Raw genomic sequence first — 15,463 nt, 5'->3', positions numbered from 1 at the left:
CATTATGATTTTTTATTTTATAAATTTTATAGGTAAATTGAATGATTTTTATTAAAACAGAAAATGAAATTAATTTAATGAAACAAGCTGGTTTTATTTTAAAACGTCTTAGAAAAATGTTAAGTTTATATTTAAAACCTGGCATTTCGACTTATTATTTAGATATTTTAGCTAAAAATTTTATTAAAAAGCAAAAAGCTTTTTCAGCTTTTAAAAATTATCAAGGTTTTTCTAAACATATTTGTACTTCTGTTAATGAAGTTGTTGTTCATGGCATTCCTTCTAAAAAACAAATTTTAAAATTAGGAGATATTATTACTATTGATTTAGGTATTAATTATAAAGGTTATTTTGTTGATTCAGCTTTTACTTATGCTATTGGAGATGTTGAAAAACCAATTGTTGAACTTATAGATGTAACGCAAAAAGCTTTATATGAAGGTTTAAAAAAAGTTAAACCTCATAATTATATTATTGAAATTTCACGTGCTATAGAAGAATTTGTTAAACCTTATGGATACGGGATTGTTAAAGATTTTTCTGGTCATGGTATTGGAAAAAAATTGCACGAAGAACCTTATATTCCTAATTGTATAGTAGATAATCAAGAAAATATTGAATTAAAACCAGGGATGACTTTTTGTATTGAGCCAATGATTACTTTAGGTAATGAAGAAATAGAAATTTTATTAGATAATTGGACCGCAGTTACTGTTGACCGCAGTTTTAGTGCTCATTTTGAACATACTGTTTTAGTTACTGAAAAAGATTATGAAATTTTAACTTAAGATTTAAAAAAAGGTTGGTGTTTTTATAAGTGTTAAAAAAAAATTCTAAAGAAGATTTATTACAAGTAGATGCAAAGGTTATCGAAGTTTTACCAAATGCAAATACTAAATTTAAGGTTCAATTAATTTCTAATAATAAAATTATTTTAGCTCATGTTTCTGGTAAAATTCGTATTAATAAAATTCGTGTTTTACTCGGTGATAGAGTTAAAGTAGAAATATCTGCTTATAATTTTAGTGAAGGACGAATTGTTTATCGTTATACATAGAATTAATTAATTTTTTTAAAAGGAGAAAAATATATAATGAAAGTGAGATCATCTGTTAAAAAACGAAGTCCAGATGATATTATTGTACGTCGAAAAGGGCGTGTTTATATCATTAATAAAAAAAATAGAAGACATAATCAAAGACAAGGATAAATTAAGGAGTATTTAAATGGCAAGAATTGCAGGTGTTGAAATTCCTAGCAATAAAAGAGTTATAATTGCTTTAACTTATATTCGTGGTATTGGAATAAAACAAGCTCAAAATATTTTGAGTGATTTAAAAGAAATTGATATTAATACTAAAGTAGAAGATTTAAAAGAACAACATTTAATTGCTATTAGAAATAAAATTCAAAATGGTAATTATTTAGTAGAAGGCGATTTAAAAAGAGAAGTTGCTTTAAATATAAAACGTTTAATGGAAAATGGTTCTTATAGGGGTTTACGTCATCGTAAAGGTTTACCTTCTCGTGGTCAAAATACAAGAAATAATGCTAGAACTATAAAAGGTAAGCGTAAAACAAAAAACACGTTTGCTAATAATAAAAAATAGAAAAGGTTAATATTTATTTATGATTAAGAAAAAAAAAAATAAAAATAAATTTAAAAAAAATATTAATTTAGGAATAGCACATATTCATACTACTTTCAATAATACTATTTTAACTATTACTGATTTACAAGGAAACACTGTTACTTGGAGTAGTGCTGGAGCTTTAGGTTTTAAAGGAAGTCGTAAATCAACACCTTTTGCGGCTCAAATTGCATCATCAACCGCAGCAAAAGCAGCTTTGGAACATGGAATGTTAAAAGTAGAAGTTTTTATTAAAGGTCCAGGTGCAGGACGAGAAGCTTCTATACGTTCTTTACAAGCTTCAGGATTAGAAATTACTTCAATTAGGGATGTTACAACAGTGCCTCATAATGGTTGTAGACCTCCTAAACGTCCTAGAGGATAAGAGAATTTATAAAGATATGAAAAAAATTAAATTTATTAATCTTTCTTTTATTGAAGAAAATTTGTCTAAAGATTTATCTTTTGGTAGGTTTATTATTCAAAATTTAGAACCTTCTTATGGAGTTACTATTGGTAATCCTTTAAGGAGAGTTTTATTATCTTCTTTACCTGGTGCTGGGATAGTTTATGTAGAAATTAAAGGTGTTGATCATGAATTTAGTACAATTACTGGAGTTTATGAGGATGTAATGTCTATTGTTTTAAATTTAAAACAAGTTGTGATATCTGTAGATTCAATAGATGATGATTTTGAACAAAAAATGGAATTGTTTGTTTCAGGGAAAAAAAAAGTAACAGCTTCTTGTTTTGAACAAGTTGAAGGTGTTAAAATTATTAATCCTGAACAAGAAATAGCTAATTTAGTATCTGAAGACGCTTCTTTAAAAATGACTGTATTGATTAAAAGAGGAATAGGTTATGTTAGTGCTGAAGAAAATAAAATTTATACAAAAAAAAAAATAGGTTTAATTAGCATTGATACTTTATATACTCCTGTTTCTAAAGTTTCTTATGATATAGAAAAAAAATTAGGTGATAAAGAAGAATTAGCAATTGAAATTACTACTAATAAATCTATAACAGCTAAGTCTGCTTTAACTATGGCTTCTAAAATTTTACTTGATCATTTTAGTTTTTTAGCTAATTTAAACGAAAAAAAAGATCAAATCAGTTTTATTTATGAACCAAAGAAAGAATTTCCTAATAAATCGCTAGAATTAAGGATTGATCAATTAGAATTATCTGTTCGTTTGTACAATTGTTTAAAAAAATCAGGAATTGAAAAAGTATCTGATTTAGTTTTATTAAAAGAAGAAGAAGTTTCAAGATTAAAAAGCTTAGGTAGAAAATCTTTTGATGAATTAAAAGAAAAATTTAAACAACATGGTCTTGAATTTCAAAATGATTTAGAAAAAAAATTATATTATGATGATGAAGAAGAAATAGAGGAATAATTAATATGGCTTATAGTAAATTAAGACGTAATAAGTCTCAAAGAAAATCTTTATTAAGAAGTTTAGTTTCTGATTTAATTATTCAAGAAAAAATTATTACAACCGAATCTAAAGCTAAAGAATTACAAAAAAAGGTTGAAAAAATTATTACTTTAGCTAAAAAAAATAATTTACATCAAAGACGTCAAGCATTTAAAAAATTATTTGATGAAAAAATTAATAAAGAACAAACTGTTATTCAAAAATTATTTACAACTACAGCAGCAAAATATATGAATAGAAATGGTGGTTATACAAGGATAATTAAAACTGTTCCTCGTCGTGGTGATGCTGCCCCGATGGCTATAATTACTTTTGTTTAAAATAATTAAAAATTTAAAAATATTGAATAATAAAACTATTTTAAATATTTTTTATTAAAATATTTATTATAATTTGGTATTTATATTTTGCAATAAAGTAATCTTTTATTAATTTATTTTAAATTATATTTTTATATAAAAATATAATTTTTTTTTAAAAATAAATAATAATATCTTATTTTATTAATATATAATAAAAGTTAAAGGTGATTATCTTTTGTGTTAGAAATTAAAAATTTAAGTTTTTTTTATGATGATAAAAAAGTATTAAAAAATTTAAGTTTTAATATTTATAATAATAATTGGGTTTCTATTATGGGTCATAATGGTTCAGGTAAATCAACTTTAGCTAAAATTTTAGTTGGTTTGTTAGAACCTTATGAAGGAAATATTTTAATTGATGGTTTAAAGTTAAATTATAATAATTTACCATTTTTACGTAATAAAATTGGTATGGTTTTTCAAAATCCGGATTATCAATTTATAGGTCATACAGTAAAAGATGATATAGCTTTTGGTTTAGAAAATCAAAATTTGTCTAGAGATGAAATTATAAAAAGAGTTTATGAATATTCTGAAATGGTTGGTATGATTAATTTTTTAAATAAAAGTCCACAAGAACTTTCAGGAGGTCAGAAACAGAAAGTTACTATTGCATCTGTTTTGGCTATGCAACCAGAAATTATTATTTTTGATGAAGTTACTGCTTTTTTAGATGATAAGTCAAAAAAAGAAATTGAAAATATTATTAAAACAATTAAAGATAAAATTATTATTACTATTACTCATGATTTGGATTTTGCTTCTAAAAGTGATGAAATTATTGTTTTATCGCAAGGTCAATTAGTAAAAAAGGCTAAACCAGAAATTATTTTAGATAATCAATTTTTTTTAAATCAATATAGTTTAGAACCAACTTTAGCTTTAAAAATTTATTATGAAATACAAAAAGATATTATTATTTATAAAGATAAAAAAATTAAAGATATAAAAATGCTAAAAAAGATGAAAGAAATTTTATGGCTATACAATTTGAAAAAGTAAAATATTTTTATGATAAAAAAAAAAAATCTTCTTTAAAAGATATTAATTTAAGTATTAAAGCTGAATGTGAATTTATTGCTTTAATTGGTAAAATAGGTTCTGGAAAAACCACTTTAGCTCAATTAATGAATGGTTTATTAATTACTGATATTGGTAAAATAATAATTTTTAATCAATTAATTAATTCTAAAACAAAAAAAAAAAATTTAGTTGCTTTAAAAAAGCAAATAGGATTGGTTTTTCAATTTCCAGAGTATCAATTATTTGAAATTAGTGTTTTGAAAGATGTTATGTTTGCACCTGAAAATTTTACTAATAATTATGAATTATCGAAACAAAAATCAATTCAAGTTTTAAAAAAAATTGGTATTTCAGAAGATTTATTTGATAAATCTCCTTTTCAAATTAGTGATGGTCAACAGAGGAAAGTAGCTATTGCAGGTATTTTAGCTATGGAACCAGATATTTTAATATTAGATGAACCTACGAGAGGTTTAGATTCTATTAGTAAAAAAAATATAATGAATTTTTTTCAAGAAATATATAAAAAACAAAAAAAAACTATTATTATGATTACACATGATATTGATTTGGTTGCTGAATATGCTTCTAGAATTTTATTTTTAGAACAAGGCGAACTTGTTTTTGACGGTAATAAAGAAGATTTTTTTGAAAGCGATGATTTTTATAAATTTAATCTAGATTATCCGCAAACTTTTAAAATTTTAAAACATTTACAACAAACTATTGGGATTCCATTTGAATATAAATATTGTTTTAAAACTTTATTAGAATATTTAAAAAAAATTTATCTTTAACAAAAATATTTTGAAAGGTTTTTTATGATAAAAAATGATTTAAATCCTAATAAATATGAACGAGAAAATATTTTTTCTGTTTCTAAAAATTCTTTTTTACAACGAATTCATCCTTCTTTTAAAATTTTAATTTTAATTTTCACACTTTTTATTATTTTTCGTTTACCTATTTATTTTTCGGATACCAATAAAGCAATAATTTTATTTTTTATATATTTATTTTTATTTTTTTTATTATTTTTTTATTGTTTTTTTTATAATTATTTTTTTAAATATTTTTTTGAACAAATTAAAAATTTAAGATTTTTATTTCTTTTTTCCTTATTGTTTCAATTTGAAATAAAACAAACAACACCATTATTATTTGACATTCCTATTTGTAATTGGGGTGGTTATAATAATTTTTTAATATTTATATTTTTAATATTTTTTTATAATATGACTAAAAAATTTTTTTTTTTAAAAATGATTTATTTTATTTTTTTATTATTTTTATTTTTTGTTTTTCCGAGTTGGATTATTAGTCCATCTTTTTTAAAATTTATTAATATTAAAAACTATGGATTACAACAAACTTCTTTTTTAAAAAGTATTTTTATTTTTTTGCGATTAATAATTATTATTATGATTATTTTTATTTTTAATAAATCAACTTCTTTTATAGAAATTAATGATGGTTTAAGAATAATTTTTTGGCCATTAAAAAAAATTAAAATACCAATAGAAATATTTACTTTTATGTTATCTTTAATTTTTATTTCTGTACCTTTTTTATTTCAAGAAACTGAAAAAATTTTTAAAGCTCAAACATCTAGAGGAATGGATTTGCAAAATAAAAGTTTTTTAAAAAAAATTAATAATTTGTTATCTTTATTGATTCCTATTTTTGTTTTAGTTTTTAAAAGATCTTTAATTTTAGCTAATGCTATGGAAGTAAGAGGTTATGTTTTAGGTGCAAAACGTACTAAAATGATTTCTTATCAAGTAACAAAAATTGATATTTTTTTTACTTTTTTTATAGTTTTGGTTTTTTTGTTAATTAATTATTTTTTTTGAAATATTATTGATTTATTAAAAAGTTAAAATTATAGGAGATAAAATTGCAAGATTTTAATTATAAATTAGTTTTAAGCTATGATGGTACTAATTATTATGGTTTTCAAAAACAATTAAATTTAAATACAATTCAATCTGTTTTAGAAAAAGTTATAAATAAAATAACTAAACAAAAAACAATTAAAATTTATGGTGCTAGCAGAACTGATAAAGGAGTTCATGCTTCGGGTCAAGTAGCACATTTTAAACTTCCCTTTTTGATTCCTAATGATAATTTTCAAAAAATATTAAATTTTTGTTTACCTTCTGATATTCAAATTATAAAAATCAGTTTAATGTCAAAAGAATTTCATGCACGTTTTCAAGCTAAATCTAAAATTTATCATTATATTTTTTCTAAAACAAAATTAAATGTTTTTAATCATCGTTTTCAAGTTTATATTCCTAATATTGATTTTAATAAAATTAAAGAAGGAATATCTTTTATTGAAGGTAAACATAATTTTTCTTTATTTACTTCTTCGAAACAAAGTTTAAAAAATTATCAAAGAATTATTTTTAAAGCCTTTATAAAAGAAACGAAAAAAAAATATTTTTTGATAATTCATGGTAATAGTTTTATTCAACACATGATTCGTTTTTTAGTTGGTTTTTTAATTGAAATTTCTCAAAATAAAAAAACTTTATCAGAATTTAAACAAATGTTAGATTTAAAAATTAATCAAAAAGCTAGACTATTAGCGCCTGCTAAAGGTTTAATTTTAAAAAAAATTTTTTATTAATTATAATAAGAGGGGTACATAATGTTTATTTCTTTTGAAGGTGGAGAGGGTACAGGTAAAACTTTTTTATCAAAAAAATTAGAACAAAAATTAATTGAACAAAATTACTCGATAATATTGACTAAAGAACCTGGAGGTTGTTTACAAACGCAACCAATTCAAAAAATGCTTTTAAATTCTTCTTTTAAAAAACTAAATTGTTACACTGAATCTTTATTATATGCAGCAGATAGAATAGAACATTTAAATCAAGTTATTATTCCATCTCTTCAACAAAAAAAAATTGTTATTTGTGATCGCTTTTTAGATTCATCAGTAGCTTATCAAGGTTATGGAAGAAATTTAGGAGAAGATTTTGTTTATAAAATTAATTTTTATGCTTTAAAATATTTACCTAATATTACTTTTTATATTGATTTAGAACCTTTTATTGGTATTCAACGCATTAAAAATTTTAGAAAAGAAAAATTAGATAATTTTGATTTAGAGAAAATGGATTTTCATGAACGTGTACGAGAAGGTTATTTAAATATTTTTAAAAAAAATAAATCAAGAATTATATTAATTGATGGTAAACAATCTTTAGAAAATATTTTTGAAATTATTTATCAAAAAGTTATAAAATTTTTAAATGTTAAGGTTAAATAATGATATTGGAATCGTTTGAATTATATCAAAAATTTCAAAAAATTATTCAAAATAAAAAAATATCTCATTTGTATTTAATTGAAGGCAACAAAAATTTAAATAAAAAAGAATTAGTCATTAAAATATCTTATGAAATTTTAAAAATTGATAATCAAAATTTAACATTAGAACAATTAATAACAACAAACATTTATCCTAATTTTTATTATTTAACTAACAATGATTCTTTGATTAAAAAAGAAGATATTTTAAATTTAAAGTTTTATTTTTTACAAAAACCATTATTATATAAAAAGAGAGTTTTTGTAATTGAAGATATTAATCAAATGACTTATTCAGCTAGTAATATTTTATTAAATTTTTTAGAAAACCAATTTAATCAAAATACTCATGGTTTTTTATTATCTGATGATTTATCGCAAGTATTACCAACTATTTTATCACGTTGTCAAGTTTTTCGTTTATCTTTTTCTTATATTGTTGAAGAACAAAAAAAATATTTGTTATTGAAAGAAGAAGGTTTTGAATTTATAGATTGTTTTTTGATTTCTTTAATTAAACAAGAAAGAATAAATTTAATTTTTTTTAATAGTTCTTATTATATTAATTTTAAAAAAACTTTTTTAAATATTATTGAAGGTTTACAAAAATCATGTTTTTTAAGAACTATATTTATTAATTGTCCGATATTAAAAGAAAAAAATGGTTGGTTTCGAGATTTATCAACTTGTTTGTTAAAATATTTTATAGTTATTTTTTACAAAAAAACCAATATTGATTATTTTTATAATTCTGAAATACCAGATATTTTTTTGATAGATTTTTCTATTAAAAATTTAAATATGATTATAAATTTAATTATAAATTTACAAAAAAAAGAAAAATATTTACTTAATGATGAAGATTTATTTATGACTTTATTAATTGGTTTTGATGATATTTGTTTTAAAAAATAATATTTTTAAATTAAAGGAAAATTAAGATTAATGTTTTTATCACAAAAAAGTTTTATAGAAATAAAACCTACTTTATATTTAGTATCTACTCCGATTGGTAATTTATCTGATATAACTTTAAGAGCTTTACAAATTTTAAAATCTGTGGATTTTATTTTAGCCGAAGATACAAGAATATCAAAAAAATTTTTAAATTTTTATGATATTAAAAAACCTATAATTTCTTTTTATCAATATAATCAACAAAAACGTTTAAATAAAATATTACAACTTTTAACTTCTAATCATAATTTAGCTTTAATTAGTGATGCCGGGACACCTTTAATTAGTGATCCTGGTGATTTATTAGTTCAAGAAGTGCAAAAAAGTGGTTTTCATACAATAGCTATTCCTGGAGTAACTGCTTTTTTAACAGCTTTTATTACTTCTTCTTTTAAATTACCTTTAATTTTTTTAGGTTTTTTACCTAGATTACAAAATAAAAAAAAACTTTTTTTATTAAAATATCAATTTTGTGAAGCAACTTTATTAATTTATGAATCATCTTATAGAGTATTAGAAACCTTAAAATTGTTAAAAAAACTTTATGGTAATAGAAAAATTTCTTTAGCGAGAGAGTTAACTAAAAAATTTGAACAAATAATTAATACTTCATTAGAAGAAATTTTAAAAAAAGAATTATTTTTAAAAGGTGAATATGTTATAGTAATTGAAGGTTTTAACAAATATTCTATGTTTTATGAAAATTTTTCTTTATCGCAACACATTCAATTGTATTTAAAACAAGGTTTTAACGAAAAAGAATCTTTTGATAAAGTTTCTAAAGAAAGAAAAATTTCTAAGAAAGAAATTTATAAAAAATATAAAATTTAATTTTTTGAGGAATTATAAAAAATGAAAAAAAAAGAAAAATTTTATCTTGCTACAGCTATTGCTTATGCTTCAGATATTCCTCATGTTGGTAATGTTTATGAAGTTGTTTTGGCTGATTGTTTAGCTCGTTTTAAAAGATTAGAAGGTTATGATGTTTATTTTCAAACTGGTACAGATGAACATGGACAAAAAATATTACAAAAATCAAAATCTAAAAATGAAAAACCACAAACTTATGTTGATTATTTTTCTAAAGAAATTAGAAGAATTTATGATTTAATGAATGTCAGTTATGATAAATTTGTTAAAACTTCCAATGAAAATCATAAAAAATCAGTACAAGCAATTTTAGACAAGTTATATCAACAAAAAGATATTTATTTAGGTAAATATGAAGGTTTTTATTCTGTTATTGAAGAATCTTATATTTTAGAAAAAGATTTAGTGAATGGATTAACTAAAAATGGTGAAATTCCCATATGGAGTAGTGAAGAAGTTTATTTTTTCAAATTATCTAAATATCAAAAAAAATTATATGATTTTTTAAAAAATAATAATTTTTTAATTAAACCTGATAATAAAAAACAAGAGATTTTGAATTTATTAAAAGAGCCTCTACCTGATTTATGTATTACTAGAACTTTTTGTAAATATGGTATTAATTTGAATTTTAATTCGAAACATTTTGTTTATGTTTGGGTTGATGCTTTATTAAATTATATAACTGGTTTAAATTATCATCCGAATTTGTCTAAAAGTAAAGAATTTTCAAAATATTGGCCATGTGATCTTCATATAATAGGGAAAGACATTATACGTTTTCATTTAATTCATTTTTTAATTTTACTGATATCTTTAGAATTACCTTTGCCAAAACAATTTTTCATTCATCCCTTTATTTTATTTGGAAAAAATAAAATGAGTAAATCTAAAGGTAATGTTTTATATATTGATGATTTATTAAAAATTTTTTCAGTTGATACAATTCGTTATTTTATGTTACATGAAATACCATATAATCAAGATGGAAATATTACACATGAATTATTAATAGAAAGAAATAATACTGATTTAGCTAATACTATAGGTAATTTGTTAAATCGAACCTTAGGTATGTTAAAAGCTTATCGTAATTGCAATTTAAAAAAGGTTATTTTACCGGAAATTTTAGAAATTGATTTATCAAAAAAATCTTTAGAAGCTTTACCATTAATAAAACAAAAAATATTTAATTTTCATGTTTCTGATGCTTTAGAAGTTATTATGAAATTAGCACGTTTTTCTAACAAATACATTGATTTGTCTAAACCTTGGGAATTATTTAAAGAAACCGATAAACAAGATGTTTTAGATCATGTTTTATATAGTTTAGTAGAGACTTTAAGATTTATTGGCGTTTTGTTACAACCCTTTTTGCCCACTACAGCTGCTTCTATTTTAAAACAAATTAAATCTGAGAATAATACTTTCGCTAGTTTAGAAATTTTTGGCGTAACCGAAAGTAAAACAATATCTTCAAAAGAAATACTTTTTATTCGTTTTGAAAATAATAATTAATTTTTTAATTTTAAATTTTAATACATTGAAAAAAATTTATTTATAAATTAATTTGAAAAAATATAAGAGATTTTTAAAATTTTTGAATTATAATTTTTATATTATAATAATTTATAGTTATTTTTTAATTTATTATTTTTTAGATTTTTTTTAAATATAAAATTTTATACTTTTATTTTTTCTAATAGTTTAAAAAAATAAATATCCTAAAAAAGGAGTTTTTTTAAAATTATATGGGATTAAAATTAAATTTATCTGGTTTAAAAAAATTTATTAATTTTGAAAAAGAAAGCCAGAAGTTAATATCTAAAATTAAAACAATTCATCAAAATATGCAAAATAAACAAGGTGTTGGAAAAGATTTTTTAGGTTGGTTAGACTTACCTTTTAAAGTTAATTCTCAAGAAATTATTAGAATTAATCAAATTAAATCTTATTATAATTTAGAAGTTTTAATAGTAATTGGAGCAGGTGGTTCTTATTATGGTGCAAAAGCTGGTTTAGATTTTTTAAAATTTGACTTTATGTTATCTAAACCTCAAATTATTTTCGCTGGTTATCAAATATCAGGTTTTTATTTATCTAATTTAATTAAATATTTAAAAAACAAAAATTGGGCTATTAATATTATTTCTAAATCAGGAAATACTATTGAACCAGCTATTGCATTTCGAATTTTAAAACAAGAATTAGAAGTAAAATTCGGTAAAAAAGAAACTAAAAAAAGAATTTTTGTAACAACTAGTAAAAATAAAGGAAATTTATTGAAATTAGCTTTACAGGAGGAATATGAAGTTTTTTATATTCCAGAATCAATAAGTGGACGTTTTAGTATTTTATCTACAGTAGGGTTTTTGCCTTTTATTTTCTCAAATATCAACATAGAAAATATTTTAAAAGGTGCTAGAGATGCATTTTATGATACTAGTAGTTATGAATTATCACAAAACATTTCTTATCAATATGCTGTTGCTAGATTTCTTTTATATCAAAAACAAAAACATATTGAATTATTAGTTAGTTATGAACCTAATTTAATTTCTTTCACTGATTGGTGGAAACAATTGTTTGCGGAATCTGAAGGTAAAAATGGTAAATCTCTTTTTCCGTGTGGTTTTTATGCTACTTCAGAATTACATTCTTTAGGACAATATTTACAAGAAGGTCCGAAAATTTTTTTTGAAACCATTTTAAATGTTAAAAATATGCCTAATGATTGTTTGATTCCTAATTTATTTAACGATATTGATAAATTAAATTATTTATCAAATAAAAGTTTATCTTATGTAAATAAATGTGCTTTAAAGGCTGTAAAAATGTCTCATATTCAAGGTAATGTTCCTAATATAGAAATTACTTTTGATAATTTAGATGAATATCATTTTGGTTATTTAGTATATTTTTTTGAAAAAGCTTGTGCTCTTTCTGCTTATCTTTTAGAGGTTAATCCTTTTGATCAACCTGGAGTAGAAAGTTATAAAAAAAATCTTTTTTCTTTGTTAGGGAAAAAATAATAAAAATTTATTGATAATTTATTTATTATTTTAAAAATTTTAATTAATTTATTTTATTATAATAATAAATCAAAAAATTTAAAATTAATTTTTAATAAATCTATTATTTTTATATGTAATGTTGATATTTTTTTAGTTATTTTAAAACTTTTTTATAATAAAATTTAGTAAAATAAATATTCATTTAATTATAATTTTAATAGATAATAAAATAATTTTAAATATTTAAATAAAAATTATATTTTATTCAAAATATTTTTTTAAAAATTTTTAATTTGTTTATTGTTGACAAATAAAAAAAATCTAGTTATAATTTAAGAAAAAGAGGTACGGGATTATTTTATATGAAAAGAACATATCAACCAAGTAAAATTAAAAGACAAAGAACTCATGGTTTTAGAGCTAGAATTTCTACTACTGGTGGTAAAAGAGTTATCGCTGCAAGAAGATCTAAAGGACGTGTACGTTTGACAGTTTAATTATTAAATTATCAAATATAAAGATTATAATTATTAAAATTTTTATTTATGGATTTATAATTTATTAAAATTAATCTAAATTTGAACTTATGAAAAAAAAATTTATTATTAAAAAAGATATTGATATTAGTAATATTTTAAAATTAAAAAAAAGTATTGGTAATTCTTTTTTTGTTTTATATTATTTAAAAAATAAAACTCAAAAAAATTTTAAATTTGCTTTAAGTATTGGTAAAAAATATGGTAAAGCTCATGAAAGAAATTTAATTAAAAGACGTTTGAGAATGATTATTAACGAATTTCATGTTTTAATTGATTTTAAAATATCTTTTGTTTTAGTGATAAAACCTAAAGCTAAAAATTTAATATTTCACCAAATTAAAGAAGAGTTTTTTCTTTTATTAAAAAGATCTAATTTAGTAATTTAAATTTATTAAGGAATTAAAATATTATGTTTAAAAAAAGAATTAATTTTACAAAAATTATTTTTTTAGTATTATTTTTTATTTTTTTGTTTATTTTAATAAAATTTATTTTGGTTAAAAAAGACCCCAAAGAACATTTACTTTATGTAGTGCCTATTTTTAACAATAAACATGCAATTTCAGAATTTAGTAAAGAATTAAAAAATGAATCAAACAAAAATAATTCTGATATTAAATTGTTAATGGAAAAATATTTAGATGTTTTTAAATTATATACTAATAATCAAGAACAAAATATTCAAATTCAAGAGTTAGAAAAAAACAACAATGTATTTAATAATATTCAAATTAAATTAAATAATGATTCAAAAACTATTGAAATTATTTATGTTCCAAATCAAACTAAAAATATAATTAGATTGGATACTAATTATGGTTTTAATTATCTTTATTTTAATTTAGAAGAAGATAATTCTGTTCAAAAAAATAAAAAACAACAAAAACAAAAATTAGACAATGTTAAAGATTTTTTTACTGTTTTGATTGGAACTAATTATAAATATATTGTTGATGAAAAATATAAAAAATATTTTGACATAAATGATAATAAAGATTGTTTTTTAAAATTTTCAAATATTAGTAGTAATAATAATGAAGAATATAAAATAAAGAAATTATTAAATAATACAAAAACAGAAATTAATCAACAAGATTTAACTGCATATAATGAGATTATTAAACAAGTTACGGTAGAAAATAATAATCCTCCTCATTTAATTTCTGAAATTAACAATGATATTCAATTTCCAATATTTGTCTATAATTCTGGATATTTACCCATTCAATGGCCTTCTAAATTGAATTGGAGTGGTCTGTTAGGTTTTTATTACGTTTGGAATGCTTTAATAATTTCTATTGGTTTTTTTCTATACATTTTTTCTCATTTATTTGGCAATTTAGGTTTTGGTATTATTTTAACTACTATTTTAATTAGAACTTTATCTTGGCCAATTTATACTAAAACTAGTACTTTTAGTTTGAATATGAGTTTAGTACAACCTGAAATAGATAAAATTAGAAATAAATATATTTTAAAAAAAGATCCTGTTTCGATTCAAAAAATGCAATTAGAAACTTTAAAGGTTTATAAAAAATATAATGTTGGTTTTTTAGGTATGTTTACAACATTTTTGCAATTACCTATTTTTATGTCTATGTTGACTACTTTGAATCGTTTTCGTATTCCAGGAGGTATTTTTAATTTAGATAATCAATTTTTAGATAAAAAACCGTTTTTAGGCTTTATTAAACTATCAACTTCAACAACTAATGATATTTTTATAGGAGATATTTTAATTAAAATTTTACTTTCAACTTTTGTAGGTGTAACTATGATTATTTTAAATAAAATTAGTTTTAAAAAACCATTTTATTTACAAAACAAAACTTATAATGTTTTAAGTACAGAAGAAAAAGATAAAAAAGAACAAACTGAAAAAAGTTTTAAAATAGTTAGTTATTTCATGGTTGCTATTATGGTTTTCGCTGCTTTTAATGATAATGTTTTGTCTTTATATTGGTTAGTTGGTAATACTTATACTATTTTTCAAACTATTTTTAACCGTAAACAAATGGAAAAAAAATATTATTTATTAAAACAAAAAAATTATGAATAAACTTTTTAAATTATTTATTTATTATTTTATATTTTTTAAATAATTAATTTTTTTTTTAAAAAAAATAAAAAAATTTGATTTTTATTTTTTAATATGGTAAAATTTTAATTGGTTTTGAATTAATTATAATTTGTTTTGGAGGGGTAGCGAAGTGGTTAAACGCAGCAGTCTGTAAAACTGTTCCGAAAGGTACGATGGTTCGAATCCATTCCCCTCCACCATTTTAATTTTTTAAAATAAAATAT

19 protein-coding genes and 1 tRNA gene are annotated in these 15,463 nt (G+C 20.7%); all 20 read left to right on the top strand.

Annotated elements, in window-relative coordinates:
* Positions 1–41: 41 nt before the first annotated feature.
* On the top strand, positions 42–788 hold the full coding sequence (map, locus tag ACLHHF_RS00100) for a type I methionyl aminopeptidase (protein WP_411307797.1): 747 nt from the start codon (positions 42–44) through the stop codon (positions 786–788).
* A gap of 29 nt (positions 789–817) precedes the next feature.
* The gene (infA, locus tag ACLHHF_RS00095; RefSeq protein WP_411307796.1) at positions 818–1,057 is read left to right on the top strand and encodes a translation initiation factor IF-1; all 240 of its coding nucleotides are present in this window, start codon (positions 818–820) and stop codon (positions 1,055–1,057) included.
* Positions 1,058–1,093: 36 nt separating this feature from the next.
* On the top strand, positions 1,094–1,210 hold the full coding sequence (rpmJ, locus tag ACLHHF_RS00090) for a 50S ribosomal protein L36 (RefSeq protein WP_012504510.1): 117 nt from the start codon (positions 1,094–1,096) through the stop codon (positions 1,208–1,210).
* 16 nt (positions 1,211–1,226) lie between these two features.
* Positions 1,227–1,610 carry a 30S ribosomal protein S13 gene (gene rpsM, locus ACLHHF_RS00085; RefSeq protein WP_411307795.1) on the top strand — a complete coding sequence of 128 codons (384 nt, stop codon included), beginning with the start codon at positions 1,227–1,229 and terminating at the stop codon, positions 1,608–1,610.
* 19 nt (positions 1,611–1,629) lie between these two features.
* Positions 1,630–2,016, top strand: coding sequence for a 30S ribosomal protein S11 (gene rpsK, locus ACLHHF_RS00080; RefSeq protein WP_411307794.1), 387 nt, complete (start codon positions 1,630–1,632; stop codon positions 2,014–2,016).
* Between the two features lie 16 nt (positions 2,017–2,032).
* Positions 2,033–3,028 carry a DNA-directed RNA polymerase subunit alpha gene (locus ACLHHF_RS00075; RefSeq protein ID WP_411307793.1) on the top strand — a complete coding sequence of 332 codons (996 nt, stop codon included), beginning with the start codon at positions 2,033–2,035 and terminating at the stop codon, positions 3,026–3,028.
* 5 nt (positions 3,029–3,033) lie between these two features.
* Entirely contained in the window at positions 3,034–3,390 is a 357-nt protein-coding gene (gene rplQ, locus ACLHHF_RS00070; RefSeq protein WP_411307792.1) for a 50S ribosomal protein L17, read from the top strand.
* Between the two features lie 219 nt (positions 3,391–3,609).
* Positions 3,610–4,434, top strand: coding sequence for an ATP-binding cassette domain-containing protein (locus ACLHHF_RS00065; protein WP_411307791.1), 825 nt, complete (start codon positions 3,610–3,612; stop codon positions 4,432–4,434).
* Positions 4,410–5,252: an ATP-binding cassette domain-containing protein gene (locus tag ACLHHF_RS00060; RefSeq protein ID WP_411307790.1), complete on the top strand. Its 843-nt coding sequence runs from the start codon at positions 4,410–4,412 to the stop codon at positions 5,250–5,252. The genes ACLHHF_RS00065 and ACLHHF_RS00060 overlap by 25 nt, the downstream gene beginning before the upstream one ends.
* Positions 5,253–5,276: 24 nt before the next feature.
* Positions 5,277–6,308, top strand: a complete 1,032-nt coding sequence (locus tag ACLHHF_RS00055) for an energy-coupling factor transporter transmembrane component T family protein (protein WP_411307789.1) — start codon at positions 5,277–5,279, stop codon at positions 6,306–6,308.
* A 44-nt stretch (positions 6,309–6,352) separates the two neighbouring features.
* Positions 6,353–7,090 (top strand): tRNA pseudouridine(38-40) synthase TruA, encoded by a 738-nt coding sequence (gene truA, locus ACLHHF_RS00050; RefSeq protein WP_411307788.1) that lies wholly within the window; start codon positions 6,353–6,355, stop codon positions 7,088–7,090.
* 21 nt (positions 7,091–7,111) lie between these two features.
* Positions 7,112–7,738, top strand: coding sequence for a dTMP kinase (tmk, locus tag ACLHHF_RS00045; protein ID WP_411307787.1), 627 nt, complete (start codon positions 7,112–7,114; stop codon positions 7,736–7,738).
* Positions 7,738–8,694, top strand: a complete 957-nt coding sequence (locus ACLHHF_RS00040) for a hypothetical protein (protein ID WP_411307786.1) — start codon at positions 7,738–7,740, stop codon at positions 8,692–8,694. Before tmk ends, ACLHHF_RS00040 begins: the two co-directional genes overlap by 1 nt.
* Before the next feature lie 30 nt (positions 8,695–8,724).
* Positions 8,725–9,567 (top strand): 16S rRNA (cytidine(1402)-2'-O)-methyltransferase, encoded by an 843-nt coding sequence (gene rsmI, locus ACLHHF_RS00035; protein ID WP_411307785.1) that lies wholly within the window; start codon positions 8,725–8,727, stop codon positions 9,565–9,567.
* Between the two features lie 21 nt (positions 9,568–9,588).
* On the top strand, positions 9,589–11,124 hold the full coding sequence (metG, locus tag ACLHHF_RS00030; protein ID WP_411307783.1) for a methionine--tRNA ligase: 1,536 nt from the start codon (positions 9,589–9,591) through the stop codon (positions 11,122–11,124).
* A gap of 233 nt (positions 11,125–11,357) precedes the next feature.
* Positions 11,358–12,638 (top strand): glucose-6-phosphate isomerase, encoded by a 1,281-nt coding sequence (locus ACLHHF_RS00025; RefSeq protein WP_411307782.1) that lies wholly within the window; start codon positions 11,358–11,360, stop codon positions 12,636–12,638.
* Positions 12,639–12,982: 344 nt separating this feature from the next.
* Positions 12,983–13,117: a 50S ribosomal protein L34 gene (gene rpmH, locus ACLHHF_RS00020; RefSeq protein WP_411307780.1), complete on the top strand. Its 135-nt coding sequence runs from the start codon at positions 12,983–12,985 to the stop codon at positions 13,115–13,117.
* An 89-nt stretch (positions 13,118–13,206) separates the two neighbouring features.
* Entirely contained in the window at positions 13,207–13,545 is a 339-nt protein-coding gene (gene rnpA, locus ACLHHF_RS00015; RefSeq protein WP_411307779.1) for a ribonuclease P protein component, read from the top strand.
* A gap of 23 nt (positions 13,546–13,568) precedes the next feature.
* Positions 13,569–15,218: a YidC/Oxa1 family membrane protein insertase gene (locus tag ACLHHF_RS00010; RefSeq protein WP_411307778.1), complete on the top strand. Its 1,650-nt coding sequence runs from the start codon at positions 13,569–13,571 to the stop codon at positions 15,216–15,218.
* Between the two features lie 137 nt (positions 15,219–15,355).
* Positions 15,356–15,439 (top strand) — tRNA-Tyr (locus ACLHHF_RS00005).
* Positions 15,440–15,463: the final 24 nt, after the last annotated feature.

The sequence above is a fragment of the Candidatus Phytoplasma pyri genome, from assembly GCF_046600495.1.
Classification (GTDB): Bacteria; Bacillota_I; Bacilli_A; order Acholeplasmatales; family Acholeplasmataceae; genus Phytoplasma; species Phytoplasma pyri.
Note: the sequence above shows the minus strand (reverse complement) of the source record. Positions and strands in the feature narration are given on the sequence as shown.